A 23,784-nucleotide genomic window follows, 5' to 3' on the forward strand; every position below is an offset into this window, starting at 1 on the left:
CGTTTCTACCTCAGTTTCAGGGTGGCAAGGCCGATCAGCACCAGGATCACGGTGATAATCCAGAAACGGACGATCACACGTGGCTCGGGCCAGCCCTTGAGTTCAAAGTGGTGATGGATCGGCGCCATGCGGAACACGCGTTTGCCGGTCAGCTTGAACGAAGCCACCTGGATCACCACGGACAGGGTTTCCATCACGAACACGCCGCCCATGATGAACAGCACGATTTCCTGGCGCACGATCACTGCGATGGTGCCCAGGGCCGCGCCCAGGGCCAGCGCACCGACGTCGCCCATGAAGACCTGCGCCGGATAGGTGTTGAACCAGAGGAAGCCCAGGCCCGCACCGATCAGCGCGCCACAGAAGACAATCAGCTCACCCGCCCCTGGCACGTAGGGAATCAACAGGTATTCAGCGAATTTCACGTTACCCGACAGGTAGCAGAAGATACCCAGGGCGCCGCCGACCATTACCGTCGGCATGATCGCCAGGCCATCGAGACCGTCGGTCAGGTTGACCGCGTTGCTCGAGCCGACGATGACGAAATAGGTCAGGACCACGAAGCCAACACCCAGGGGAATGCTCACATCCTTGAGCATCGGGATCAGCAGCGTGGTTTCCATCGGGCTCTGCGCCGTCATATAAAGGAAGATCGCTGCCGCCAGGCCGAACACCGACTGCCAGAAATACTTCCAGCGGCTAGGCAGCCCGCGAGAGTTCTTCTCGATCACCTTGCGATAGTCATCGACCCAACCGATGGCACCGAAGGACAGGGTCACCAGCAGGACCACCCAGACATAGTGGTTACGCAGGTCGGCCCACAGCAGGGTGCTGACACCGATGGCCGAAAGAATCAGCGCGCCGCCCATGGTTGGCGTGCCGGACTTGGACAGGTGAGACTGCGGGCCGTCGTTGCGTACGGCCTGGCCAATCTGCCGGTTCTGCAGGGTACGGATCATCCACGGACCCAGGCACAGTGACAAAGACAATGCGGTCAGTACCCCGAGGATCCCGCGCAGGGTCAGGTACTGGAAGACCGCGAAGCCTTTGTAGAACTGTTGCAGGTACTCCGCTAGCAGCAGCAGCATTAATGTTTCACTCCGTCTTTTTCTTGAAGATGGGAACCACACAGGGCCGCAACGATGTTTTCCATCGCCGCGCTACGCGATCCCTTGATCAAAATGGTGGTGTTTGGATCTTGTTCGCCGCCCAGGGCTGCGATCAGGTCAGCCTGGCTGGTGAAATGGCGCGCATGTTCGCCAAAGGCGGCAACGGCATGCGCCATCATCGGGCCTACGGCATAGAGGGCCGAAACCTTGCCTGCGGCATATGCACCTACTTCGCGGTGCCCCTGCTCCGCCCACTCGCCCAACTCGCCGATATCTCCGAGCACCAGGACGGTGCGGCCGGAAAAGCCGGCGAGTATATCAACGGCAGCGCACATTGAGGTGGGGTTTGCGTTGTAAGTGTCATCGATCACCCGCATGCCGTTCCTGGCCAACTGGGCGACAGTACGACCCTTGACCGGTTGCACTGCGTTCAGGCCGGTAGCGATGCCGAACAACGACACGCCCATGGCGTGGGCAGCCGCTGCAGCGGCCAGGGCATTGGCGACGTTATGGCTCCCCAGCAGATTCAATTGGATCTGCTCGCGGCCTGCGGGCCCATGCAGGGTAAAGAACGGGCAACCACGGGCATCGCGACCTATATCCGAGGCGTAGAAATCCGCTGCCCTGTTGGTCATGGCGAAACTCAGGACTTGGCGCCCGGCAGCGCGGGCCTTCCAGATCGAAAATGCCTTGTCATCCAGGTTCAATACGGCAATGCCGGAAGCATCGAGCCCCTCGATAATCTCGCCCTTGGCCTCGACGATCTTCTCCGGACCGCCGAACTCGCCAACGTGGGCGGTGCCGGCATTGTTGAGAATCGCCACGTGAGGGCGGGTCATGGCCACGGTGTAGGCGATTTCACCTATGCGCGAGGCGCCCAGCTCAATGACTGCGGCGGTATGTTCCGCAGCCAGTTCCAGCAGGGTCAGGGGCGCCCCCAGGTCATTATTCAGGTTGCCGCGGGTTGCCAGCACCGGACCACGGGTACGCAGGATGCTCGCAAGCATTTCCTTGACCGTGGTCTTGCCACTGGAACCGGTAACGGCCGCCACGGGATTGGCGAAAGCCGCACGATTGAGCGCCCCCAACTGCCCCAGGGCCAGGCGAGTATCCTTGACCAACAACTGCGGCAGCGTGCTATCGGGAATCTCGCGCTCGACCAATGCCGCCACGGCGCCTTTGCCGGCAACTTCATTCAGATAATCGTGACCATCGAATCGTGGACCGGTCAGGGCAACGAACAATTGCCCGCCCTGGATCGCCCGGCTATCGATGCTCACCCCGCTAAAACGGGCATCGCCCGCAATCAGGCGGGCGTCCAATGGCGCAGAAATTTCGCTGAGCGACAGGGCCTTAAGCATCCGCCACCTCCCATGCACTCAGGGCTTTACCCGCCTCGACGAGATCGGAAAAAGCGTGGCGCTGGCCATTGATTTCCTGATAGTCCTCGTGCCCCTTGCCTGCCAGGACCACGACGTCATCAGCAGATGCGGAGGCGATCAGGTGAGCAATCGCCGGCCCGCGACCGGCAAGGAACTCCACCTGCTCGGCAGCAGCGAAGCCGGCGCGAATATCTTTGAAGATCTGCATGGGGTCTTCGCTACGCGGGTTGTCATCGGTGACCAGCACGCCATCGGCCAGGCGCTCGACCACTTCGGCCATCAATGGACGCTTGCCACGGTCGCGATCGCCACCACAACCAAACAGGCACAGCAGGCGACCCTTGGCATGTGGACGCAGGGCCAGCAATACCTTTTCCAGGGCATCCGGGGTGTGGGCGTAGTCGACTACCACCAACGGCTGGCTACCACCGCCCAAGCGCTGCATGCGCCCGGCAGGTCCTTCCAGCTTGGGCAGCACCGCAAGGATTTCATCCAGGGCATATTCAAGGCCAAGCAGCGCACCCACCGCAGCCAGCACATTGCTCAGGTTGAAACGACCCAGCAGGCTGCTGCGCAGATGATGCTCACCTTGTGGCGTCACCAACGTGGCACGCACCCCGTCGTCATCAAAGCGGGCTTCGCGGCAATACAGGTGGGCGGCAGGATCCTCGAGGCTGTAAGTGATCAGCCTCGACTCATGTGGCTCGAGGGCCAATTGCCGGCCGAAGTCGTCATCGAGGTTAAGCACCCGGCAACGCAGGTCGGTCCAATTGAACAACTTGGCCTTGGCGGCACCATAAGCCTCCATGGTGCCGTGATAGTCCAGGTGATCGCGGGACAGGTTGGTGAGCACCGCCACATCGAAGGCCAGGGCTGCCACGCGTCCCTGATCCAGGCCATGGGAAGAGACTTCCATGGCCACGGCTTTGGCCCCGGCATTCTTCAAGTCAGCCAGGGTTGCCTGGACGGCGATAGGATTGGGCGTGGTATGCAGGCCACTTTCCAACGCGCCATAGAAACCTGTACCCAGGGTGCCAACCAGGCCACAACGCTGACCGAGCAGGTCCAAGGCCTGGGCAACCAACTGGGTGACACTGGTCTTGCCATTGGTACCGGTCACGCCCACCAGGTTCAACTGCCGGCTGGGTTCACCATAAAAACGTCCGGCGATGTCCGACAACTGTGCCGCCAGGCCCTTGACCGGAATCAACGGCACATCGGTCAGGGGCAGGACAGTGGCACCGTCCACTTCATAAGCCACGGCGGCCGCACCACGCTGCAAGGCGTCTGCGATATGCGCGCGACCATCGAACTTGGCGCCAGGCACAGCCAGGAACAGGTCACCGGCACGGACATTGCGACTGTCCAGGGTCAGCTCGCGAATCAGCAGATCGCGACCGGCGTGGGCAAAAATCTTGTTCAGGCTAAGGGACATCAGCCGCGCCCTCCATTGGCTCGCACCGGGGTACCGGTGGCGTTGGCTTGCTGCGTGGTCGGCAGGTTATCCGGAGTGATGTTCATCAGGCGCAGGGTGCCGGACATTACTTTGCTGAACACCGGAGCCGATACCAGGCCACCGAAGTAACCGGCCTTGCTCGGCTCGTCGATGACCACGACGATGGCGTAGCGCGGATCGCTCATGGGGCCGAAGCCTGCAAACAGCGAGCGGTAGGAGTTCTCGGCGTAGCCCTTGGTACCCACCGAAGTCTTGCGCGCCGTACCACTCTTGCCTGCTACGTGATAGGCCGGAACCTGGGCGCGGAACACCCCGCGAGGGGCCTCGATCACTTGCTGGAGCATGCCCTGCATAGTCTTGGCGACTTTCTCCGGGATCACCTGGGCGGTTTGTGGCGCCTTGTCGGACTTGATCAATGTCAGCGGAGCGATACGCCCGTTGTTGGCCAGCGCGGAAAACGCGTGCACCAGCTGGATCGCTGTCACCGAGATGCCATAGCCATAAGACAGCGTGGCGGTCTCGGCCTTGCGCCACTCGCGATAGTTGGGGAGATTGCCAACGCGCTCGCCCGGAAAGCCCAGGCCGGTGTCCTGGCCCAGGCCAATCTTCTGCGCCAGGCGGAAAATGGTTTCGCCACCGATATCGAAGGCGATCTTGCTCATGCCCACGTTACTGGAGTTGATCAGGATGCCGGTCAGGTCGAGGATCGGGCCTTCGGTCTTGGATACGTCGCGGATGGTGTACTTGCCCAGTTGCAGGGTGCCCGGGTAGACCTCGACGGTATCGCTGGGTTTCCAGCGCCCGGTTTCCAGCGCGGCGCTCATGGAGATGGCCTTCATGGTCGAGCCGGGCTCGAACACATCGATCATCGCCCGGTTGCGCATCATCGCCGGCTGCAGGTTACGGCGATTGTTCGGGTTGTAGGTCGGCTGGTTGACCATGGCCAGGATCTCGCCGGTCTTGACGTCCATGATCACCAGGCTACCGGCCTTGGCGCCGTTCTCGACGATGGCATTGCGCAGCTCGCGGTTGGCCAGGTATTGCAAGCGCAGGTCGATCGACAACGCCAAGGGCTTGCCGGCCTTGGCGTTCTTGGTCACCTGCACGTCCTTGATCAGCCGGCCACGCCGGTCCTTGATCACCTGGCGCTTGCCAGGCACTCCGGCCAGCCATTCGTCATAGGCCAGCTCGACGCCTTCGCGGCCACGATCGTCGATGTCGGTGAAGCCCACCATATGTGCAGTCACTTCACCGGCCGGGTAGAAACGCCGGAACTCCTCTATGCCATAGACCCCCGGGACCTTGAGGTCGAGCACGGCCTGGCCCTGCTCCGGAGTCAAGCCCCGGACCAGGTAGATGAATTCCTTGTTGGCCTGGGCTTCAAGACGCTCGGTCAACGCCTTCGGGTCCTGGCCCAGGGCCATGGCCAGGGCAGGCCAGCGGTCCTTGGCCAATTGCATTTCCTTGGCATTGGCCCACAGGGTGGTCACCGGCGTACTTACCGCCAGGGGTTCGCCATTACGATCGGTGATCAGGCCACGGTGCGCAGGGATGGGAATATGCCGCACGCTACGGGCATCGCCCTGGCCTTTGAGGAAATCGCGATCGATCACCTGCAGGTCGATGATGCGCCAGGCGATCGCCGACACCATGACCGCGAGCAAGCCCAGCACCACGCGAAAACGCCAGGGATAGAGCGCACCTTCGAGCTTCATGGCGCCACCATTCGAACTTCGGCTGCGCCGGGGATATGCATCTTCAGTTGTTCGGTAGCCAGCACTTCGATCCGGCTATGGGCGGTCCAGGTGCTTTGCTCCAGGATCAGCCGGCCCCACTCGGCCTGCGCCTTGTCGCGCACACTCAGCTCGCCGTACAGCGTATTGAGCAACTGGCGGTTCCAGTGGGCGCTGTAGGACACCGCAATCGCGGAGACCAGAACGCCTATGAATAGCAGGAGCATGAAAAAGCTTCCGCCGGGGAGTGGCTTGGCAAAAAGCTTGCTCACCGCAGCTTCTCCGCGACACGCATGACGGCGCTACGGGCACGGGGATTGGCTTTGAGTTCGGCCTCGGACGCGAACTGCGCTTTGCCATGAATCTTGATTTTTGGCTGGAAGGCTTCGAAGCGCACCGGCAGGTTGCGTGGCAAGTTGTCAGCCTCGCCCTTGACCAGGCGACGCATGAAAAGCTTGACGATGCGATCCTCCAGGGAATGGAAACTGATCACCACCAGGCGCCCACCTACTTCCAGGGACTCCAGCGCAGCTTCCAGGCCGGTCTCGAGGTCGCCCAGTTCGTTGTTCACGTGGATACGCAGGCCCTGGAACGCACGGGTCGCCGGATTCTTGCCCTTTTCCCAAGCCGGGTTGGCCACCTTGAGCACTTCAGCCAGGTCGGCAGTGCGCTCAAAAGGCTGGACCTCGCGACGCTCGACCACGGCCCGGGCCATGCGCCCGGAAAAACGCTCCTCGCCATATTCCTTGAATACGCGGGCAATCTCTTCTACCGGGGCGGTCGCGATGAACTCGGCAGCGCTGATACCCCGGGTCGGATCCATGCGCATGTCCAGCGGACCGTCATTGAGAAAACTGAAACCGCGCTCAGGGTCGTCCAACTGCGGCGAAGACACGCCCAGGTCCAGCAGAACGCCGCTGACCTTGCCATCCAGGCCACGACTGGCAACCTCGGAACCCAGCTCGGCAAAACTGCGCTGCACAACGACAAAGCGGCCGTCTTCGGCCGCTAGCGCTTGCCCGGTGGCAATCGCTTGGGGATCTTTGTCAAATCCGAGGAGCCGCCCTCCCGGACCAAGCTTGCTGAGAATCAAGCGGCTATGTCCGCCACGACCGAACGTGCCATCCAAATAGCAGCCATCAGGACGTACCGCGAGAGCCTCGACGGCTTCGTCAAGCAGTACGGTGATGTGGTTAAAGCCGCTATCAATAGTCACAGGATCAAATCACGCAGTTCATCAGGCATCGCGCCCGGTTGTTGAATAGCCGCCAGGTCCGCTGCAGAAACAGCATTCCAGGCATCCTCGTCCCATAGTTGGAACTTGTTCAGTTGGCCCACCAACATCGCGCGCTTATCCAAATGGGCATATTCACGCAGGCGTGGTGGCACCAGAAAACGACCACTGCCATCGAGTTCGAGATCGACGGCATTACCAATCAGCAAACGCTGCAGGCGACGGTTTTCTTCGCGAAGCGAAGGCAGTGCACGCAGCTTGGTTTCAATCAGCTCCCACTCATCGAGTGGATAGACACACAAGCAAGGATCAACGGCATCAATGGTGACGATTAACTGCCCGGAACTTCGCGAAACGAGCTCGTCACGGTACCGGCTGGGCATGGCTAGCCGGCCTTTGGCATCGAGACTGATAGCGTTAGCTCCGCGAAACACGTCAGCGTTTCTCCAAATTTTAGCGTTTTTCGCTCAAAAAACCCACTTCATGCCACTTTCCGCCACTTGCGCACACTATAGGAATGCGCCCACACCACCGTCAAGGCACGCGGCGACGGAAAACCCTTATAGAACGGAGATTTAGGAGACTTAGAGGAGGGGTAACGCGAATTCGAAGGGCATTTCAAAGCATTAACTTCAGACAACTCAAGAAGCTGTCGCTCAAAGTTAAAGTAATTTATTAAGAGTAAGAATTTTTCGGTATTACAGGAACGCTTCTGCTATTGAATCAAGCAGGGAAGGAAAAGGTGGAGAGTCGATCTGTAAGCCGGGTTCTGTCGAGGACAGTCATTCCTCTACGATGGCCATCACTGGACATCTTTAGCAACCTACCCGGTTCCAGCGCGGGCCACGCCTTGGAACCCTATTTGGTCTTGCTCCGAGTGGGGTTTACCTAGCCACGAACTGTTACCAGACGTGCGGTGCGCTCTTACCGCACCTTTTCACCCTTACCGGCACCGAAGTGCTTAGGCGGTTATTTTCTGTGGCACTTTCCGTAGGCTCACGCCCCCCAGGCATTACCTGGCACTCCGCCCTATGGAGCCCGGACTTTCCTCCCCCCTCTAATTTTCATAGAGGGCAGCGACTGTCCAATCGACTCTCCGCCGCGCAGGTTAACGGCAGAGCCGCCCAAGGACAAGCAATAAAAGCCTTTGGCCACTCTGCTACGCAATTTATTGCGCCTTCTGTTTCTCCAGGGCGACCTGATAGAGCACATTCTTGCGCTCGCCGGTAATTTCAGCCGCTAGCGCAGCCGCCCGCTTGAGTGGCATTTCCTTGAGCAGCAGGTCCAGGATACGCATCGTTTCGGCATTGATCGCATCCTCACCTTGCGGGGCAGTCCACCCCGCCACCAGCACTACGCACTCCCCTCGCTGCTGATTGGCGTCGGATGCCACGAACTGGCGCAGCTCGGAAAGCGGCAAGCCCTTGAGGGTCTCGAAAGTCTTGGTCAATTCACGGGCCAGCAATGCAGGCCGCTGCGCACCAAATACCGCTTCCATATCCTCCAGGCACTCAAGAATCCGATGAGGGGCCTCGTAGAAAATCAGCGTGCGGGGCTCTTCGCGAACCTGCTCCAGGCGCGCCCGGCGCCCAGCAGCCTTGGCTGGCAGAAACCCTTCGAAGATAAAACGATCGGATGGCAGCCCTGCAGCAGACAACGCCGCAATCAATGCACAGGCTCCCGGCACCGGCACCACGGTCACCCCGGCCGCTCGAGCCTGGCGCACCAGGTGATAGCCAGGATCGGAGATCAATGGCGTCCCGGCATCGGAAATGAGTGCAACATCCTCGCCCGCCAAGAGGCGCGAGATGAAGCGACTACCTTCATCTCGCTCGTTGTGCTCATGACAAGCCGCCAACGGCGTGGTGATACCGAAGTGTTGCATCAACCGTTGAGAATGCCGGGTATCTTCGGCGGCAATCAGCGATACCTCTCGCAACAACTTCAAGGCCCGGGCACTGATATCGTCCAGGTTGCCGATGGGCGTCGCCACCACATAAAGCGAGCCAGCAACGGAATTCATAGAACCTGGAACAGTCAAAGCGCACACCTCGCGGTCGGGAAAAGAATCCATTGTAGCGCGTTGAAGCCCCATCAAGCCGCTCGGCGATTACCTTGCCCCCGAATGACCCCATGCTATACAGCAACATCTGCACGCGCTAAATCGACGGTTTATCACCAGTAACATCGCGCCCCGGCCAGCGCTTGGGTACAATTCAACGTTAATTTGATCGAGTATTCAGGAACACTTACATGATCGCTTGCCTGCGGCTGTTTACTGCCCTCTGCCTGGCTACCCTTTTGGTGGCTTGCGCCAGCTCGCCCTCCTCCAGCCTTGGCGAACTTCCACGGACACCGGATGCCAGCATCGAGCAATTGCTCGAAGAGGCAGCCTCCAGCAAGAACCCGGACAAGGCTGCCCTATTGCGCCTGAGCGCCGCCGACCTGGCTTATCGCCAAGGTAATGCCGGACGCGCCGGACAGATCCTGCAACAAGTGCAACTGGACCAGCTCAAACCTGCCCAGCAGATTTTCGCCAGCACGCTGGCAGCTGAACTGGCCATGGCCCGTAACCAGCCCAAAGCTGCCCTGACCGCCTTGGGCCACCCCAGCCTGCAACACTTGAGCGAACTGCCAGCAACCCAACAGGTGCGCACCCTCAGCATCCACGCCCGCGCCCTCGAGGCCGATGGCCAGACTCTGGCTGCCGCCAAGGAACGCGTAGCGCTTGCCCCCCTGCTTAAAGATGACGCCGCAGCGAAGAACCATGAGGCCATCTGGGCCCTGGTCGCCGCCCTGCCCACCGATCAACTGCAACCGGCCGGGAACGATGACCTCAGCGGCTGGCTGAGCCTGGCCTTGACGGTAAAGACCGCAGGCACGCTGGAACAACAACAGACCGCCATCGATAACTGGCGAGCACAGAATCCAAAGCACCCCGCAGCCATTCAGCTACCGCTCCCCCTGATCAAGCTCAAGGAGCTGGCCAGCCAGCCACTGTCGAAAATTGCCTTGCTGCTACCCCAGGATGGCCCGCTGGCCTCGTACTCCAAGGCCCTGCGCGAAGGCTTCATGGCTGCCCACTATCGCGCCCAGCAAGCTGGCCAGAAACCACCAAGCATCGAGTTCTATGACAGCTCGCGCATCAGCTCGCTGGACGAGTTCTATCGCAAGGCCCAGGCAGATGGCGTGCAATTGGTAGTAGGCCCGCTGGAAAAACCACTGGTCAAACAGCTGGCCGCGCGCCCACAACTGCCAATCACTACCCTGGCCCTGAACTACGGCGAGGGCGAGCAAGGCCCTGCGCAACTGTTCCAGTTCGGGCTGGCCGCAGAAGATGAGGCCCGCGAAGCCTCTCGTCGCGCCCGGGCCGATGGCCTGCATCGTGCTGCGGTCCTGGTGCCGAAAGGCGAGTGGGGAGATCGTGTACTCAAGGCCTTCCGCCAGGACTGGGAAGCAAATGGCGGCAGCGTGATCGGTATCGAACGCGTCGACCAACCCGTCGCACTGGCCCAGCAGATCGCCAACCTGTTCCAGCTACGCCAGAGCGAAGGTCGGGCCAAGAGCCTGCAGAGCACCGTAGGCAGCCAAGTGGCCGCCCAGCCATCGCGCCGCCAGGACATCGAGTTCATTTTCCTCGCCTCCACTCCACAGCAGGCACAACAGATCAAACCGACACTGAACTTCCAGTACGCCGGCGATGTACCTGTCTACGCCACCTCCACCGTATTCAGCGCCAGCGGTGACCAGAACCAGTACAACGACATGAACGGCATCATGTTTTGCGAAACGCCATGGTTGCTGGATGCCAACGGCCCACTGCGCCGTCAAGTCACAGCCCAGTGGCCCCAGGCAGGAGGCAGCCTCGGCCGCCTGTACGCCATGGGCGCCGACGCCTACAGCCTGGCCCCACGCCTGGGCCAGCTCAAGGCATTGCCCGACAGCCGGATCGAAGGCGAATCCGGAAGCCTGGGCATAGCCGCCGGCCAACGAATCGAACGCCAGCTGCCCTGGGCCAAGTTCATCAACGGTCAGGTCACCCGCCTGCCCGATACGTTGCGCTAATGCTCCAAAGATCACGCCAACAACGCGGACGAGATGCCGAAGGCCTTGCGCTCAGGCATCTCCAACAGCAAGGGCTGCGCCTGCTGACACAGAACTGGCTATGCAAGCGCGGCGAGCTTGATCTGGTCATGCTTGACGGCGATACAGTAGTATTCGTCGAAGTCCGCTACAGACAACACACACAATGGGGTGGCGCCCTGGGCAGCATCGATGGGCACAAGCGCCAGAAACTGATCCTAGCCGCGCAGCTTTTCCTGCAGAGCGAATCACGCTGGTCCAATCACCCCTGTCGTTTCGATGTAGTCGCCATTGACGGCACCCCGGATTCAAAAGCCCAACTGAACTGGCTACGCAATGCCTTTGACGGCTGATAGACATCACAGGGCCGCGCCTACCTCCACCCAATTTCTTTGCTCTTTGCTTTGCGGGCTGCACATTCACGTGCCACCAAGCCGCGCTACTTAAGGTCACACAGATGGACATGCAATCCCGAATTCGCCAGCTTTTCCAGGCCAGCATCGACACCAAGCAACAGGCGATGGACGTACTTGCACCGCACATCGAGCAAGCCAGCCAAGTAATGGTCAACGCCCTGCTCAATGAAGGGAAGATGCTCTCCTGTGGCAACGGCGGCTCAGCTGGCGACGCCCAGCACTTTTCTTCCGAACTGCTCAACCGCTTCGAACGTGAACGCCCCAGCTTGCCGGCCATCGCCCTGACCACCGACAGCTCGACCATCACCTCGATTGCCAACGACTACAGCTACAACGAAGTCTTCTCCAAGCAGATCCGCGCCCTGGGCCAACCCGGCGACGTACTGCTGGCCATCTCTACCAGCGGCAACTCTGCAAACATTATTCAGGCCATCCAGGCCGCACATGATCGTGAAATGATTGTCGTAGCATTGACCGGCCGTGACGGTGGCGGCATGGCATCGCTGCTGCTACCGGAAGATGTCGAGATTCGCGTACCGGCCACCGTTACCGCACGTATCCAAGAAGTCCACCTGCTGGCGATCCATTGCCTCTGCGATCTGATCGACAGCCAATTGTTCGGGAGTGAAGAATGACCCCTAATCGCCTTGGCCTCCTAGCCTTGACCCTGTGCCTGAGCATCACTGGTTGCAGCTCGGTGATTACCGCCACCCGCGACAAACCCATCGATGACGATCGCGGCACTCGCACCTTTGGCAGCAAGATCGATGATTCCCTGATCGAAACCAAAGTTGCGGTCAATGTCGCCAAAGCCAGCCCGGACCTGGAAAACAACTCGCATATCGTCGTGACCAGCTTCAACGGCATCGTGCTACTGGCAGGCCAGACACCCCGCCAGGACCTCAAGGCCACGGCCGAGCAAGCCGCCAGCGAAGTACAGCGAGTCAAGAAAGTACACAATGAACTTCAGGTACTGCCGCCCTCCGGGTTCCTTGCACGGCAGAACGACAGCTGGCTGACCACCAAGATCAAGACCCAGATGCTGACCGATGCCAGCGTTCCAGCTTCACGCATCAAGGTGGTGACCGAAAACGGCATCGTCTATATGCTTGGATTGCTGACCAAGCAGGAAGCCGCCCAGGCGACAAACCTGGTACAGGGCGTCTCTGGCGTCCAAAAGATCGTCAAGCTGTTCGAATACATCGACTGAGATTCCAGCAGGCGTAAAAAAGGCGATCCAACCGGATCGCCTTTTTTATTACTTGACCACTTTCAGGCTTGGCCTGCCACTCGGGCGCGGAGGCTCATCATCTGGCGGCAGGTCATCATCCGGCTCAAGATCGGCCCCATCATCAAGGGGAGACTCCAGATCAAAGACCATGCCCTGGCCATTTTCACGGGCATAGATCCCAAGAATCGCACCAACGGGTACATGCAGGCTATGAGGCACGCCACCAAAGCGCCCCTCGAAGGTCACCACATCGTTATCCATGTGCAAATGACGCACGGCACTGGGGGAGATATTCAGGACGATCTGCCCATCACTGGCAAAGCCCTGGGGCACCTGCACCGCCGGGTAATCAGAGTTGACCAGCATGTGCGGGGTGCAGTCGTTGTCCACAATCCACTCATAAAGCGCGCGGACCAGATAAGGTCGACTGGAGTTCATAGCGGCTCCTTAAGCCTCAGCGCATATCACGTTCGACACCAGACAGACTTGCCTGGAAAGCCTCACGCGCAAATTGGCGTTCCATGTAATCAAGCAGCGGCTTGGCCTGCCGCGGCAGTTCGATACCCAAGACTGGCAATCTCCAGAGTATGGGCAGTAGGCAGCAGTCCACCAGGCTTTGTTCCTCACTGAGGAAAAATGGCTTATCGGCAAACAGCGGGGAAACACCCGTCAGGCTTTCTCGCAACTCCTTGCGAGCCTGGACCCGCGCCGCCTCCTTGGTTCGCGGATCAAGAATCAGATCCACGTGCCCGCACCAATCTCGCTGGATACGGTGCATCAGCAGCCGGCTATTGGCTCGAGCCACAGGATAGACCGGCAACAATGGAGGATGCGGATAACGCTCATCCAGATACTCCATCACCACCGTCGACTCCCACAACGCCAAGTCACGATCAACCAGCGTAGGCAAGCTCCCGTAGGGATTCACTTCGATCAGTTTCGGCAGCTGACGCCCCGCCTCCACACTGATGATCTCGGCGCTGACACCCTTCTCCGCAAGTACGATGCGCACCCGGTGGGAATAGTGGTCGGCGGGGTCGGAGTAACAGGCCAACCGATTGGTCACGCCCATGGCGATCCTCCTCGCGTGTTGAATTTATCGAAAGCAGAAAAACGAGCGCGCCCTCAGGACGCCTCTGGTAACCCCCGGATGATACAGGGTTGTTACAGTTTCAGAGACGCCCTTGGGCGCGCAGGCTCAACAACTGATGCTTAGAACGCTATCAATGCACATCCTTCCAGTATTCGCGCTTGAGCAGGTAGGCGAATACGAAGAAGAAGGCCAGGTACAGCAGCACGTAGGTGCCGATACGCTGGTGCTGCAGCTTGACCGGGTTGGCCGAGTAGGCCAGGAAGGTCACCAGGTTCTTGACCTTCTCGTCGAACTGCGCCTCATTGAGGGTACCGGTGTTTTCCTTGACGGTCAGCTGATCACAAGCTTCGTGAGTCAGCGGAGTGCCGGTCAGCGGGTCATATTGCTTCTTGCCGTCTTCGACAATCTGCACCTGCTTGCAACCGACCACCTGGCGTCCTTGCAGGCCAACCAGGACGTTAGGCATACCTACGTTCGGGAACACCTTGTTGTTCACACCCCAAGGACGTGCCGGATCCTCGTAGAAGGACTTCAGGTAGCCATACAGCCAATCGGTACCACGAACGCGAGCCACCAGGGTCAGGTCGGGCGGAGCAGCACCGAACCAGGTCTTGGCATCCGCCGGCTGCATGCCGATGTTCATGTGGTCGCCGATCTTCGCACCGGTAAAGACCAGCTTGCTCATCATCAGGTCGTGCGGGATGCCCAGGTCGTCGGCCACTCGCTCGTAACGCTGGAACTTGGCGCTGTGGCAACCCATGCAATAGTTGGCAAAGGTACGAGCGCCATCCTGCATGGCCGCCTTGTCGCTCAGGTCGATGTCGACCTTTTCCAACTCGGGACCGCCGTGTTCGGCAGCGAAAGACAATACAGGCATAGCAACAAGAATCAGTGCAGCAAATAACTTTTTCATCAGCCAGTCACCCTTTCCGGAACCGGTTTGGTCTTCTCGAGCCTGGTGTAGAACGGCATCAGAATGAAGTAGGCGAAGTACAGGAAGGTACATACCTGCGACAGCAACGTACGGCCTGGAGTTGGCGCCAGTACGCCCAGCACGCCCAGGATCACGAACGAGATGCAGAACACCAGCAGCCAGATCTTGCTCAGCCAGCCTTTGTAGCGCATGGACTTGACTGGACTGCGGTCAAGCCAGGGCAATACGAACAGCACGGCAATCGCAGCACCCATGGCAATAACACCCATGAGCTTGTCCGGCACCGCACGCAGAATCGCGTAGAACGGAGTGAAGTACCAAACCGGGGCAATATGCTCAGGCGTCTTGAATGGGTTGGCTTGTTCGAAGTTCGGCTTCTCGAGGAAATACCCACCCATTTCCGGGAAGAAGAACACGATCGAGCAGAAGATGAACAGGAACACCACTACGCCAACGATATCTTTCACGGTGTAGTAAGGATGGAACGCAATGCCATCCAGCGGCACGCCGTTTTCGTCCTTGTGCTTCTTGATATCGACGCCATCCGGGTTGTTCGAACCCACTTCGTGCAGTGCCAGGATATGCAGCACTACCAGGCCCAGGATCACGATAGGCAGGGCCACGACGTGCAGGGCGAAGAAGCGGTTGAGGGTAATACCGGAGATCAGGTAGTCACCACGAATCCACTGGGTCAGGTCGTCACCGATAACCGGGATCGCACCGAACAGCGAGATGATCACCTGGGCGCCCCAGTAGGACATTTGCCCCCAAGGCAGCAGGTAGCCCATGAAGGCCTCGGCCATCAGCGCCAGGTAGATCAGCATGCCGAACAGCCAGACCAGCTCGCGCGGCTTCTGATAGGAACCGTAGAGCAGGCCACGGAACATATGCAGGTAGACCACGATGAAGAACGCCGAGGCGCCAGTGGAGTGCAGCAGACGCAGGATCGCGCCGTACTCGACGTCGCGCATGATGTATTCGACGGAAGCAAAGGCTTCTTCTGCCGAAGGGGTGTAGCTCATGGTCAGCCAGACACCGGTAACGATCTGGTTGACCAGAACCAGCAGTGCCAGGGAACCAAAGAAATAGAAGAAGTTGAAGTTCTTCGGAGCGTAATACTTGCTCAGATGGTCTTCCCACATCTTGGTGGCGGGGAAGCGTGCATCTACCCAATCCATGAACTTGCTCATCACGCTTTCTCCGTGTCGACGCCAATGACGATGATGTCATCCGACTCATAGGAATGCGGGGGTACTGGCAGGTTCAACGGCGCAGGCTGCGACTTGTAGACACGACCGGCCAGATCGTAGTGGGAGCCGTGGCAAGGGCAGAAATAGCCACCTACCCAGTCCTTGCCCAGATCCGCGGGCGCCACTTCAGGACGGAAGGTTGGAGAACAGCCCAAGTGGGTGCAGATACCGATCAGCAGAAGAATCTCTGGCTTGATCGAACGCACTTCCGGGTCGACGTAGGTTGGTTGTACCGAGTTCTTGGAGTTAGGGTCAGACAACTGGCCCTCGATCTTTTTAAGATTCCCCAGGATTTCCTCTGTACGGCGGACGATGAACACTGGCTGACCACGCCACTCAGCAACCATCTGCTGACCTGGATCGATCTTGCTGATATTCACCTTCACCGGTGCACCTGCGGCTTTCGCCTTGGCACTGGGAAACCATGACCCCACGAACGGGACCGCAGCCCCCACCGCTCCGGCAGCACCCACCACGGATGTGGCTGCTACCAAGAAGCGACGCCGGCCTGCATTCACGCCGTCATTGCTCATTCAGTCCTCTCCCATCAGCTTTGTGGCCTGTTAAATCAGGCATCTACTAAGTAACAATCTGAACTTATAAAAATTTTGCCGAATGGTAATGAAAAGCCCCTATTCTGACAAGGTAATTACCAAGCCGGCCCTGCGCCAGGCCTTGTAGTATAGGGCCTCCACGGATGTGGCAAGTTGTCACACGGCAAATTTCAGACAATAAAAAACGCCCAGCTCCGCGAGGAGACTGGGCGTTTTTGAACGCAGTAGCGAATTAACGCTTGGAGTATTGCGGACGCTTACGCGCTTTACGCAGACCCACTTTCTTACGCTCAACTTCACGTGCGTCACGGGTTACGAAACCAGCTTTACGCAGGGCGCTGCGCAGAGTCTCGTCGTAATCCATCAGGGCGCGAGTGATGCCGTGGCGGATTGCGCCAGCCTGGCCACTTACACCACCGCCGATAACGGTAACGTAGATATCGAACTTCTCAACGGTCTCGGTCAGTTCCAGCGGCTGACGAACTACCATGCGGGCAGTTTCGCGACCGAAGAAGCTATCCAGGGAACGGTTGTTGATGGAGATGTTGCCAGTGCCCGGACGCAGGAACACGCGTGCGGTTGCAGTCTTGCGACGGCCAGTGCCGTAATTTTGAGTCGCCGACATAATGAACTATTCCGTTAAATCTTCAGTTCTTGGGGCTGCTGAGCAGTATGAGGGTGAGCAGCGCCCGCATACACTTTCAGCTTACGGTACATGTCGCGACCCAGCGGGTTCTTAGGCAGCATGCCTTTTACCGCGGTCTCGATCACGCGCTCAGGGGCTTTAGCGATCAGCTTCTCGAAGTTGATCGACTTAATGCCGCCCGGGAAACCGGAGTGGGAGTAGTACATTTTGTCAGTGGTTTTAGCACCAGTAACACGTACCTGCTCGGCATTGATCACGACGATGTAGTCGCCAGTGTCAACGTGAGGAGTGTACTCAGGCTTGTGCTTGCCACGCAGACGGCTCGCGATTTCGGTAGCCAGACGACCCAGGGTCTGGCCAGCGGCGTCGATGACGAACCAATCGCGCTTTACTGTTTCCGGTTTAGCAGTAAAAGTTTTCATTCTTTATAGCCTCAGGGGCCGCCCAGCAAAATAGACGGCGGATCTTACTGAATAGTGCTTACTTTGACAAGGTCAAAGGCAGCCGAATACAGACGCTTTCGGGGGCTCGGGTCAGCGCGTCTGACATGCGGCAAGAATCTTCGGCAGGCGGGGCATCACTTCCACCGCAGAAAGAGCTGCAGAATTATCCAGATTGCGAAACAAAATTCAACCTGCTTTTATGATTGTTTTGCCGAGGAAGTACCCATGGACTACCGCCAACTGGGCCGGACCGACCTGAAAGTGAGCACCATCTGCCTGGGTACCATGACCTGGGGCGAGCAGAACAGCGAGGCCGAAGCCTTCGCCCAGATCGAGCGAGCCAAGCAGGCCGGGATCAACTTCATCGATACCGCCGAGATGTATCCGGTGCCACCCAAGGCCGAGACCTACGCCACCACCGAACGCTACATCGGCAACTGGTTCAAGCAACGCGGCGACCGCGCCGACTGGATCCTGGCCAGCAAGATCGCAGGCCCGGGCAACACCATCGACTACATCCGCGACAAGCACCTCAAGCACAACCGCAAGCATATCGTCGAAGCCGTGGATGCCAGCCTCAAGCGCCTGCAAACCGACTGGATCGACCTCTACCAGTTGCACTGGCCGGAACGCAGCACCAACTTCTTCGGCCAGCTCGGCTACCAGCACAAGGCCGACGAAGACTTCACCCCGCTGGAGGAAACCCTCGAGGCGCTGGACGAGCAGGTCAGGGCCGGGAAGATCCGCCACATCGGCCTATCCAACGAAACCCCATGGGGCACCATGAAGTTCCTGGCCCTGGCCGAAAGTCGTGGCTGGCCGCGAGCGGTATCGATCCAGAACCCCTACAATCTGCTCAACCGCAGCTTTGAAGTGGGCCTGGCGGAAATTGCCATCCGCGAACAATGCGGCTTGCTCGCCTACTCGCCCCTGGCCTTCGGTTTCCTGTCCGGCAAATACGAAGGCGGCGCCCGTCCCGCCAAGGCACGCCTGAGTCTCTACAGCCGTTTCAGCCGCTATTTCAATCCCCAGTCGGAAGCCGCCTGCAGCCGTTACGTGGCGTTGGCTCGCGAGCATGGCCTGAACCCGGCACAAATGGCCCTGGCCTTCGTGACCCAGCAACCTTTCGTAACCAGCAACATCATCGGCGCCACCACCCTGGAACAACTGGACAGCAACATCGCCAGCGCCGAACTGAAGTTATCGGAAGAAGTCCTGGCCGGGATCGAAGCCATCCACAAGGACCAGCCCAACCCCGCCCCGTAAGCCACGCCTTGCGCCACTGGCCGGCCAACAGGCAACCACCTGTTCGCCGGCAGCGCTCGCGCCCTCCTTATAAAGAACGAGCGATGATTTCCTTCATGATCTCGTTGGTCCCGGCATAGATTCGCTGCACCCGGGAGTCGGCCCAGGCCCGGGCGATCGGGTACTCCCACATGAAGCCGTAGCCGCCATGCAGCTGCACGCACTCATCCAGGACCTTGCACTGCAGGTCGGTTCCCCAGTACTTGGCCATGGCCGCCGTCGGTACGTCGAGCTTGCCCTTCAGGTGCAGCTCCAGGCAGCGATCGACGAACACCCGGCCAATCTGGATTTCCGTAGCCATCTCCGCCAGCTTGAACCGGCTGTTCTGGAAGTCGGCGATCGCCTTGCCGAAGGCCTTGCGCTCGCGGGTGTAGTCCAGGGTCCATTTCAACGCCGCCTCGGCACTGGCCAGGCCACCGATGGCCACGCTCAGGCGCTCCTGGGGCAGTTCCTGCATCAGGTAGACGAAACCCATCCCGGCCTGGCCCAGGAGGTTCTCCTTGGGCACTCGTACATCCTGGAAGAACAGTTCCGAGGTGTCCTGGGCCTTCATACCGACCTTTTCCAGGCGCTTGCCCTTGGTGAAGCCCGGCGAATCGGCTTCAACCAGGAACAGGCTGGTGCCCTTAGCCCCAGCCTTGGGATCGGTCTTGGCCACCACGATCACCAACTCCGCCAAGTAACCGTTGGTGATGAAGGTCTTGGAACCGTTGAGCACATACTCATCGCCGTCGAGCACTGCCGTGGTCTTCACGCCCTGCAAGTCGGACCCGGTTCCGGGCTCGGTCATGGCGATCGCCGTGACCAGCTCGCCCGAGACCATCCGCGGCAGGTATTTCTGCTTCAGCGCCTCACTGCCGTAATGCAGGAGGTAGGGCGCGACGATATCCGAGTGCAGGGAGAAGCCAATGCCGCTCAAGCCCAGGCGGCTGACCTCCTCGATCACCACCGTGCTATACAGGAAGTCCGCCCCCAGCCCGCCGTACTCCTCGGGGATGTGCGAGCACAGCATCCCCGCCTCACCGGCCTTGCTCCACAACTTGCGGTCGATGTAGCCCTGCTTTTCCCATTCGCCATGGAAAGGCACCGCTTCTTTTTCAAGGAAGGTACGCACGCTGTCACGGAAGAGTTCGTGCTCGGAACTGAACAAGGTTCTGGGGATCATGCAGCCACCTGTGGTTGTCATTTATCGGGTCTGGCTGCCAGAGCCTAAGCCCAGCCACCGGCACGGGACACTGGACACATCCGACAAAAAATAAGACGATCCAGCCGTCTGGTGACCACTTTCCCCTATAAGAACAATCGAATCATGTCTAACCAAACTTCCACGCCCTTGCGGCGCGTCAGCATCCTGGCTATCGACCGGGTTTTCGCTTCCACCCTCATGCAAGCCAAGGATTTCTTCCACCTGGCCAGCCTGCGCTACGGCAAGCAGCTAGGTCATGGCCTGACGCCGGCCTTCGAGACTCGCCTGGTCAGCCCCGACGGCCAGCCGGTCTGCAGCTTCAGCAACGTGATCATGCCAGTGGATGGCCCACTGGAAGATAGCGACGTGATCATCCTCCCCGCCTTCTGGGACGACTTCGACTCACTGTGCCAACGTTATCCACAGATCCTGCCCTGGCTACGCGCCCAACACGCCCGTGGCGCCGTGCTTTGCGGCGAAGCCACCGGGGTCTTCTGGCTGGCCGAGGCCGGCCTGCTCGATGGCAAGGAGGCCACCACCTACTGGCGCTTCTTCAGCACCTTCAGCGAGCGCTTTCCCAAGGTCCAGCTCAACCAGGACAAGCACCTGACCGATGCCGACAACCTCTATTGTGCCGGCGGCACGACCTCGGCCTGCGACCTCTATATCTACCTGATCGAGCGCTTCTGCGGTGCCAGCGTGGCCCAGGCCGTGGCCCGGGACATCCTCTATGAGGTCCAGCGCAGCTACGCCCCGGGACGCATTGGCTTCGGTGGCCAGAAGCTGCATCAGGACGTGATCATCCTGCAGATCCAGCACTGGCTCGAAGAACACTTCGCCGACAAGTTCCGCTTCGAGGACGTAGCGCGCGAGCACGGCATGAGCATTCGCAACTTCATGCGGCGCTTCCAGACCGCCACCGGCGACAAGCCCCTGCACTACCTGCAGCGCCTGCGGATCGAAACCGCCAAAGGCCTGCTGTCAGGAACACGCAAGAGCATCAAGACCATCAGCTACGAAGTCGGCTACGACGATGCCAGCTTCTTCGCCCGGCTGTTCCGCCAGCACACCGAGCTTTCACCCAACCAGTACCGCCAGCAGTTCCAGCAACTGGCGGCATGAAAAAAAAGGGGCCTGCATAGCAGGCCCCTTTTTCCATCGAGTCGCGATTACGGCTTGTGCGCCCGCGAGAGGAACTCGTGGGACTGCATCTCCAGCAAACGACTGAGGGTCCGCTGGAACTCGAACGTCAGCCGGCCACCGGTGTAGAGATCCTTGAGCTCCACTTCGGCGGAGATGATCAGCTTGACGTTACGGTCATAGAACTCGTCGACCATATTGATGAAGCGCCGGGCGATGTCATCGGTAGCAACGCCCATCTGCTCCACACCGCTGAGCAGCACCGCGTGGAAGATCTTGCCCAGCTCGATGTAGTCGTTCTGGCTACGCGGGCCGTCGCACAGCTCGCGGAAGTCGAACCAGGCCACATCGTCACAGGTGCGCAATGCGCGGATCTCGCGGTTCTCGACGATCAGTACGTCGTTTTCCACGGCCTGGGTGCACTCCGGCGTCAGCGCCCGGAAGCTCTTGCGCAAGCTTTCGTGGGCGGCCTCATTCAATGGATAGTGGAACAGCTCGGCCTGCTCCAGGTGACGCAAGCGATAGTCGACACCACTGTCGACGTTGACGATTTCGGTGTTCTGCTTGATCAGGGCAATGGCCGGCAGGAAACGGGCGCGTTGCAGACCGTCCTTGTACAGGCCGTCCGGCACGATGTTCGAGGTGGCGACCAGGGTCACGCCGTTCTTGAACAGCTCTTCCATCAGCGTGCCGAGAATCATCGCGTCGGTAATGTCGGACACGAAGAATTCATCGAAGCAGATCACCCGCGCCTCTTGCGAGAAACGCTTGGCGATAATGGTCAGCGGGTTCTTCTCGCCACCCAGGGTCTTCATTTCCTCGTGGACGCGCTTCATGAAGCGGTGGAAGTGCGTACGAACCTTTTCCTTGAATGGCAAGGCCTCGAAGAACGTATCGACCAGGTAGGTCTTGCCACGCCCCACGCCGCCCCAGAAGTACAACCCCTTGACCGGCCCCTGGTCCTTCTTGCCAAAGAGCTTGCCGAGCAGGCCCGGCTTGTTGTGCTCGGCCGCGATCAGATCGTCATACAGGCGCTGCAGATGACGCACAGCGGTTTCCTGTGCAGCGTCATGGAAGAAATCCGGGCGTTTCAGATCTGCTTGGTATCGTTCTAGGGGCGTCATAATTCGTTAGCAAGGCAACAAAAACGGGCCGTCACTTTAGCGACGGCCCCGGGGAATGGCAATCAGCCCTTGGTCGGGAAGATTCCGCTCAGTCCTGGGCTGGAGCCAGGGCAATCCTTACTTCTTCGATGGCCGCATCGCGGGCAGCAGCATCGGCAAAGGTCGGGCTGTCAGCCACACAGGCACCGTCCAGCCAGATACCGAAGCCATTGGCCTCGGTACGCAGGTCCAATTCCTGACCCGACTGCAACTGCTTGCTCGCGGCACCGGCGGCCTTGCCATCGGCAAAGTTGCGCGACAGCAGCAGTTGCTCGCCATCGGCGGACAGCAGGCGGAAACGGAAGCTGCCATCGTCCTCGCGGAAGCTGACGACACGCGCAGCCTTGGCCGCCTTCTTCTTGGTGGTGGCCGCCACCTGAACCTGGTTTTCGAAGGAGCGCAGGCCAACCGCTTCGCGCAGCTCGGCCAGGAACGGCGTCGCCACGCTACGGGCCTTGGCCGCGCCAGCCAGGAGGATGTCCTCCAGATCCGCCGGGCGCGCGATCAACTGGTGATAACGCTCGCGAGCCTCGCCCAACTCACCATCCAGCAACTGGAACAGGCGGCTCTTGGCTTCGCCCCAGCCCAGGCCCTGCAGCAGTTCGCTACGGAATTCGGCGGCCTGCTCGGCAGTGGAGAATGCCTGGAACAGGGTGAACAGGTGGGAGTTGTCCGGATCCTTGGCTTCGCCTGGCGCCTTGGAGTCGGTGACGATCCGCGAGATCGCATCCTTCATGTCCTTGGCACTGGTGAACAGCGGGATAGTATTGTCGTAGCTCTTGGACATCTTGCGACCGTCCAGGCCTGGCAAGGTGGCAACGCTTTCCTCGATCAGCGCTTCGGGCATGGCGAAGAATTCCTTGCCCTGGCCGAACAGGTGGTTGAAACGCTGGCCGATATCCCGGGCCATCTCCACGTGCTGGATCTGGTCACGCCCCACCGGCACTTTATGCGCGTTGAACATCAGGATGTCCGCGGCCATCAGCACCGGATAGCTGTACAGGCCCATGGTGACGCCGGCATCCGGGTCTTCGCCGGCCTCGACGTTCTTGTCCACCGAAGCCTTGTAGGCATGGGCACGGTTGAGCAGGCCCTTGGCGGCGACGCAGGTCAAGAGCCAGGTCAGTTGCGGGATTTCCGGGATATCGGACTGGCGATAGAAGGTCACGCGGTCCACATCCAGGCCACCAGCCAGCCAGGTAGCGGCGATCTCCAGGCGCGAGCGCTGGATACGCAGCGGATCATCACACTTGATCAGGGCGTGATAGTCGGCCAGGAAGTAGAAGGAATCGGCATTGCTGTCGCGGCTGGCCAGGATCGCCGGGCGAATCGCCCCGGCATAGTTGCCCAGGTGCGGCGTGCCGGTGGTAGTAATGCCGGTGAGGATACGCGTACGAGTAGTCATGGGTAATCGCTTATCAGACTG

24 protein-coding genes and 1 other RNA gene are annotated in these 23,784 nt (G+C 59.7%); 6 read left to right on the forward strand and 19 right to left on the reverse strand.

The window, feature by feature from the left end; translation table 11 throughout:
* Positions 1–5: 5 nt before the first annotated feature.
* The 9 genes from mraY to rsmI all read right to left on the reverse strand — a co-directional run bounded on the left by mraY (position 6) and on the right by rsmI (position 8,937).
* Positions 6–1,088, reverse strand: coding sequence for a phospho-N-acetylmuramoyl-pentapeptide-transferase (mraY, locus tag I9018_RS26675; RefSeq protein ID WP_241107940.1), 1,083 nt, complete (start codon positions 1,086–1,088; stop codon positions 6–8).
* Entirely contained in the window at positions 1,088–2,470 is a 1,383-nt protein-coding gene (murF, locus tag I9018_RS26680) for a UDP-N-acetylmuramoyl-tripeptide--D-alanyl-D-alanine ligase (protein WP_241107941.1), read from the reverse strand. Before murF ends, mraY begins: the two co-directional genes overlap by 1 nt.
* Entirely contained in the window at positions 2,463–3,926 is a 1,464-nt protein-coding gene (locus I9018_RS26685; RefSeq protein WP_241107942.1) for a UDP-N-acetylmuramoyl-L-alanyl-D-glutamate--2,6-diaminopimelate ligase, read from the reverse strand. The genes murF and I9018_RS26685 overlap by 8 nt, the downstream gene beginning before the upstream one ends.
* On the reverse strand, positions 3,926–5,662 hold the full coding sequence (locus I9018_RS26690; RefSeq protein WP_068578834.1) for a penicillin-binding protein 2: 1,737 nt from the start codon (positions 5,660–5,662) through the stop codon (positions 3,926–3,928). The genes I9018_RS26685 and I9018_RS26690 overlap by 1 nt, the downstream gene beginning before the upstream one ends.
* A complete protein-coding gene (ftsL, locus tag I9018_RS26695; RefSeq protein ID WP_003171871.1) occupies positions 5,659–5,952 on the reverse strand; it encodes a cell division protein FtsL in 294 nt (97 codons plus the stop codon). Before ftsL ends, I9018_RS26690 begins: the two co-directional genes overlap by 4 nt.
* Positions 5,949–6,890, reverse strand: a complete 942-nt coding sequence (gene rsmH / locus I9018_RS26700; RefSeq protein ID WP_124348382.1) for a 16S rRNA (cytosine(1402)-N(4))-methyltransferase RsmH — start codon at positions 6,888–6,890, stop codon at positions 5,949–5,951. The genes ftsL and rsmH overlap by 4 nt, the downstream gene beginning before the upstream one ends.
* A gap of 2 nt (positions 6,891–6,892) precedes the next feature.
* Positions 6,893–7,348 (reverse strand): division/cell wall cluster transcriptional repressor MraZ, encoded by a 456-nt coding sequence (gene mraZ / locus I9018_RS26705; RefSeq protein WP_068578830.1) that lies wholly within the window; start codon positions 7,346–7,348, stop codon positions 6,893–6,895.
* Between the two features lie 308 nt (positions 7,349–7,656).
* Positions 7,657–8,010, reverse strand: an RNA gene (gene rnpB, locus I9018_RS26710) — RNase P RNA component class A.
* A 72-nt stretch (positions 8,011–8,082) separates the two neighbouring features.
* Positions 8,083–8,937, reverse strand: coding sequence for a 16S rRNA (cytidine(1402)-2'-O)-methyltransferase (gene rsmI, locus I9018_RS26715; RefSeq protein WP_164487312.1), 855 nt, complete (start codon positions 8,935–8,937; stop codon positions 8,083–8,085).
* Positions 8,938–9,167: 230 nt separating this feature from the next.
* Here rsmI and I9018_RS26720 point away from each other — a divergent pair, with 230 nt between their 5' ends.
* The 4 genes from I9018_RS26720 (at position 9,168) to I9018_RS26735 (ending at position 12,623) form a co-directional block, all read left to right on the forward strand.
* Entirely contained in the window at positions 9,168–10,979 is a 1,812-nt protein-coding gene (locus I9018_RS26720) for a penicillin-binding protein activator (RefSeq protein WP_068578828.1), read from the forward strand.
* The gene (locus I9018_RS26725; protein WP_241107943.1) at positions 10,979–11,350 is read left to right on the forward strand and encodes a YraN family protein; all 372 of its coding nucleotides are present in this window, start codon (positions 10,979–10,981) and stop codon (positions 11,348–11,350) included. Before I9018_RS26720 ends, I9018_RS26725 begins: the two co-directional genes overlap by 1 nt.
* A gap of 104 nt (positions 11,351–11,454) precedes the next feature.
* A complete protein-coding gene (locus tag I9018_RS26730) occupies positions 11,455–12,048 on the forward strand; it encodes a phosphoheptose isomerase (RefSeq protein ID WP_015636934.1) in 594 nt (197 codons plus the stop codon).
* Positions 12,045–12,623, forward strand: coding sequence for a BON domain-containing protein (locus I9018_RS26735; protein ID WP_068578825.1), 579 nt, complete (start codon positions 12,045–12,047; stop codon positions 12,621–12,623). Before I9018_RS26730 ends, I9018_RS26735 begins: the two co-directional genes overlap by 4 nt.
* A 48-nt stretch (positions 12,624–12,671) precedes the next feature.
* On the opposite strand, the gene I9018_RS26740 is transcribed toward I9018_RS26735, so the two are convergent.
* The 7 genes from I9018_RS26740 to rplM all read right to left on the reverse strand — a co-directional run bounded on the left by I9018_RS26740 (position 12,672) and on the right by rplM (position 17,543).
* Positions 12,672–13,082 carry a ClpXP protease specificity-enhancing factor gene (locus I9018_RS26740; RefSeq protein WP_068578822.1) on the reverse strand — a complete coding sequence of 137 codons (411 nt, stop codon included), beginning with the start codon at positions 13,080–13,082 and terminating at the stop codon, positions 12,672–12,674.
* 16 nt (positions 13,083–13,098) lie between these two features.
* Entirely contained in the window at positions 13,099–13,716 is a 618-nt protein-coding gene (locus I9018_RS26745; RefSeq protein WP_068578820.1) for a glutathione S-transferase N-terminal domain-containing protein, read from the reverse strand.
* A gap of 151 nt (positions 13,717–13,867) precedes the next feature.
* Entirely contained in the window at positions 13,868–14,650 is a 783-nt protein-coding gene (locus I9018_RS26750) for a cytochrome c1 (protein WP_068578818.1), read from the reverse strand.
* Positions 14,650–15,861: a cytochrome bc complex cytochrome b subunit gene (locus tag I9018_RS26755; protein WP_053131929.1), complete on the reverse strand. Its 1,212-nt coding sequence runs from the start codon at positions 15,859–15,861 to the stop codon at positions 14,650–14,652. Before I9018_RS26755 ends, I9018_RS26750 begins: the two co-directional genes overlap by 1 nt.
* On the reverse strand, positions 15,861–16,454 hold the full coding sequence (gene petA, locus I9018_RS26760; RefSeq protein ID WP_241107944.1) for a ubiquinol-cytochrome c reductase iron-sulfur subunit: 594 nt from the start codon (positions 16,452–16,454) through the stop codon (positions 15,861–15,863). The genes I9018_RS26755 and petA overlap by 1 nt, the downstream gene beginning before the upstream one ends.
* Positions 16,455–16,707: 253 nt before the next feature.
* Positions 16,708–17,100, reverse strand: coding sequence for a 30S ribosomal protein S9 (gene rpsI, locus I9018_RS26765; RefSeq protein WP_007961615.1), 393 nt, complete (start codon positions 17,098–17,100; stop codon positions 16,708–16,710).
* Between the two features lie 14 nt (positions 17,101–17,114).
* Entirely contained in the window at positions 17,115–17,543 is a 429-nt protein-coding gene (rplM, locus tag I9018_RS26770) for a 50S ribosomal protein L13 (RefSeq protein WP_022640822.1), read from the reverse strand.
* Positions 17,544–17,789: 246 nt separating this feature from the next.
* Here rplM and I9018_RS26775 point away from each other — a divergent pair, with 246 nt between their 5' ends.
* Positions 17,790–18,830, forward strand: coding sequence for an NADP(H)-dependent aldo-keto reductase (locus I9018_RS26775; RefSeq protein ID WP_241107945.1), 1,041 nt, complete (start codon positions 17,790–17,792; stop codon positions 18,828–18,830).
* A gap of 67 nt (positions 18,831–18,897) precedes the next feature.
* Here I9018_RS26775 and I9018_RS26780 read toward each other — a convergent pair whose 3' ends face one another.
* A complete protein-coding gene (locus I9018_RS26780; protein WP_172681633.1) occupies positions 18,898–20,055 on the reverse strand; it encodes an acyl-CoA dehydrogenase family protein in 1,158 nt (385 codons plus the stop codon).
* 222 nt (positions 20,056–20,277) lie between these two features.
* Between I9018_RS26780 and I9018_RS26785 the strand changes: the two genes are divergently transcribed.
* Positions 20,278–21,177 carry a GlxA family transcriptional regulator gene (locus I9018_RS26785; protein ID WP_176719845.1) on the forward strand — a complete coding sequence of 300 codons (900 nt, stop codon included), beginning with the start codon at positions 20,278–20,280 and terminating at the stop codon, positions 21,175–21,177.
* 47 nt (positions 21,178–21,224) lie between these two features.
* Here I9018_RS26785 and zapE read toward each other — a convergent pair whose 3' ends face one another.
* Together zapE and I9018_RS26795 are read right to left on the reverse strand one after the other, a co-directional pair.
* Positions 21,225–22,319: a cell division protein ZapE gene (gene zapE / locus I9018_RS26790; protein ID WP_241107946.1), complete on the reverse strand. Its 1,095-nt coding sequence runs from the start codon at positions 22,317–22,319 to the stop codon at positions 21,225–21,227.
* Positions 22,320–22,407: 88 nt separating this feature from the next.
* Positions 22,408–23,763, reverse strand: a complete 1,356-nt coding sequence (locus tag I9018_RS26795) for a tryptophan--tRNA ligase (protein ID WP_241107947.1) — start codon at positions 23,761–23,763, stop codon at positions 22,408–22,410.
* Positions 23,764–23,784 lie beyond the last annotated feature (21 nt).

Origin of the sequence: Pseudomonas sp. MPFS (assembly GCF_022537035.1) — a bacterium.
Lineage (GTDB): Bacteria > Pseudomonadota > Gammaproteobacteria > Pseudomonadales > Pseudomonadaceae > Aquipseudomonas > Aquipseudomonas sessilinigenes.

Bases quoted from the DNA above. Each gene is read 5' to 3' on its own strand.
- mraY (WP_241107940.1), bottom strand. From the start codon at position 1,088: ATGCTGCTGCTGCTAGCGGAGTACCTGCAACAGTTCTACAAAGGCTTC.
- murF (WP_241107941.1), bottom strand. From the start codon at position 2,470: ATGCTTAAGGCCCTGTCGCTCAGCGAAATTTCTGCGCCATTGGACGCC.
- I9018_RS26685 (WP_241107942.1), bottom strand. From the start codon at position 3,926: ATGTCCCTTAGCCTGAACAAGATTTTTGCCCACGCCGGTCGCGATCTG.
- I9018_RS26690 (WP_068578834.1), bottom strand. From the start codon at position 5,662: ATGAAGCTCGAAGGTGCGCTCTATCCCTGGCGTTTTCGCGTGGTGCTG.
- rsmI (WP_164487312.1), bottom strand. From the start codon at position 8,937: ATGAATTCCGTTGCTGGCTCGCTTTATGTGGTGGCGACGCCCATCGGC.
- I9018_RS26720 (WP_068578828.1), top strand. From the start codon at position 9,168: ATGATCGCTTGCCTGCGGCTGTTTACTGCCCTCTGCCTGGCTACCCTT.
- I9018_RS26725 (WP_241107943.1), top strand. From the start codon at position 10,979: ATGCTCCAAAGATCACGCCAACAACGCGGACGAGATGCCGAAGGCCTT.
- I9018_RS26730 (WP_015636934.1), top strand. From the start codon at position 11,455: ATGGACATGCAATCCCGAATTCGCCAGCTTTTCCAGGCCAGCATCGAC.
- I9018_RS26735 (WP_068578825.1), top strand. From the start codon at position 12,045: ATGACCCCTAATCGCCTTGGCCTCCTAGCCTTGACCCTGTGCCTGAGC.
- I9018_RS26740 (WP_068578822.1), bottom strand. From the start codon at position 13,082: ATGAACTCCAGTCGACCTTATCTGGTCCGCGCGCTTTATGAGTGGATT.
- I9018_RS26745 (WP_068578820.1), bottom strand. From the start codon at position 13,716: ATGGGCGTGACCAATCGGTTGGCCTGTTACTCCGACCCCGCCGACCAC.
- I9018_RS26750 (WP_068578818.1), bottom strand. From the start codon at position 14,650: ATGAAAAAGTTATTTGCTGCACTGATTCTTGTTGCTATGCCTGTATTG.
- I9018_RS26755 (WP_053131929.1), bottom strand. From the start codon at position 15,861: ATGAGCAAGTTCATGGATTGGGTAGATGCACGCTTCCCCGCCACCAAG.
- petA (WP_241107944.1), bottom strand. From the start codon at position 16,454: ATGAGCAATGACGGCGTGAATGCAGGCCGGCGTCGCTTCTTGGTAGCA.
- rpsI (WP_007961615.1), bottom strand. From the start codon at position 17,100: ATGTCGGCGACTCAAAATTACGGCACTGGCCGTCGCAAGACTGCAACC.
- rplM (WP_022640822.1), bottom strand. From the start codon at position 17,543: ATGAAAACTTTTACTGCTAAACCGGAAACAGTAAAGCGCGATTGGTTC.
- I9018_RS26775 (WP_241107945.1), top strand. From the start codon at position 17,790: ATGGACTACCGCCAACTGGGCCGGACCGACCTGAAAGTGAGCACCATC.
- I9018_RS26780 (WP_172681633.1), bottom strand. From the start codon at position 20,055: ATGACAACCACAGGTGGCTGCATGATCCCCAGAACCTTGTTCAGTTCC.
- zapE (WP_241107946.1), bottom strand. From the start codon at position 22,319: ATGACGCCCCTAGAACGATACCAAGCAGATCTGAAACGCCCGGATTTC.
- I9018_RS26795 (WP_241107947.1), bottom strand. From the start codon at position 23,763: ATGACTACTCGTACGCGTATCCTCACCGGCATTACTACCACCGGCACG.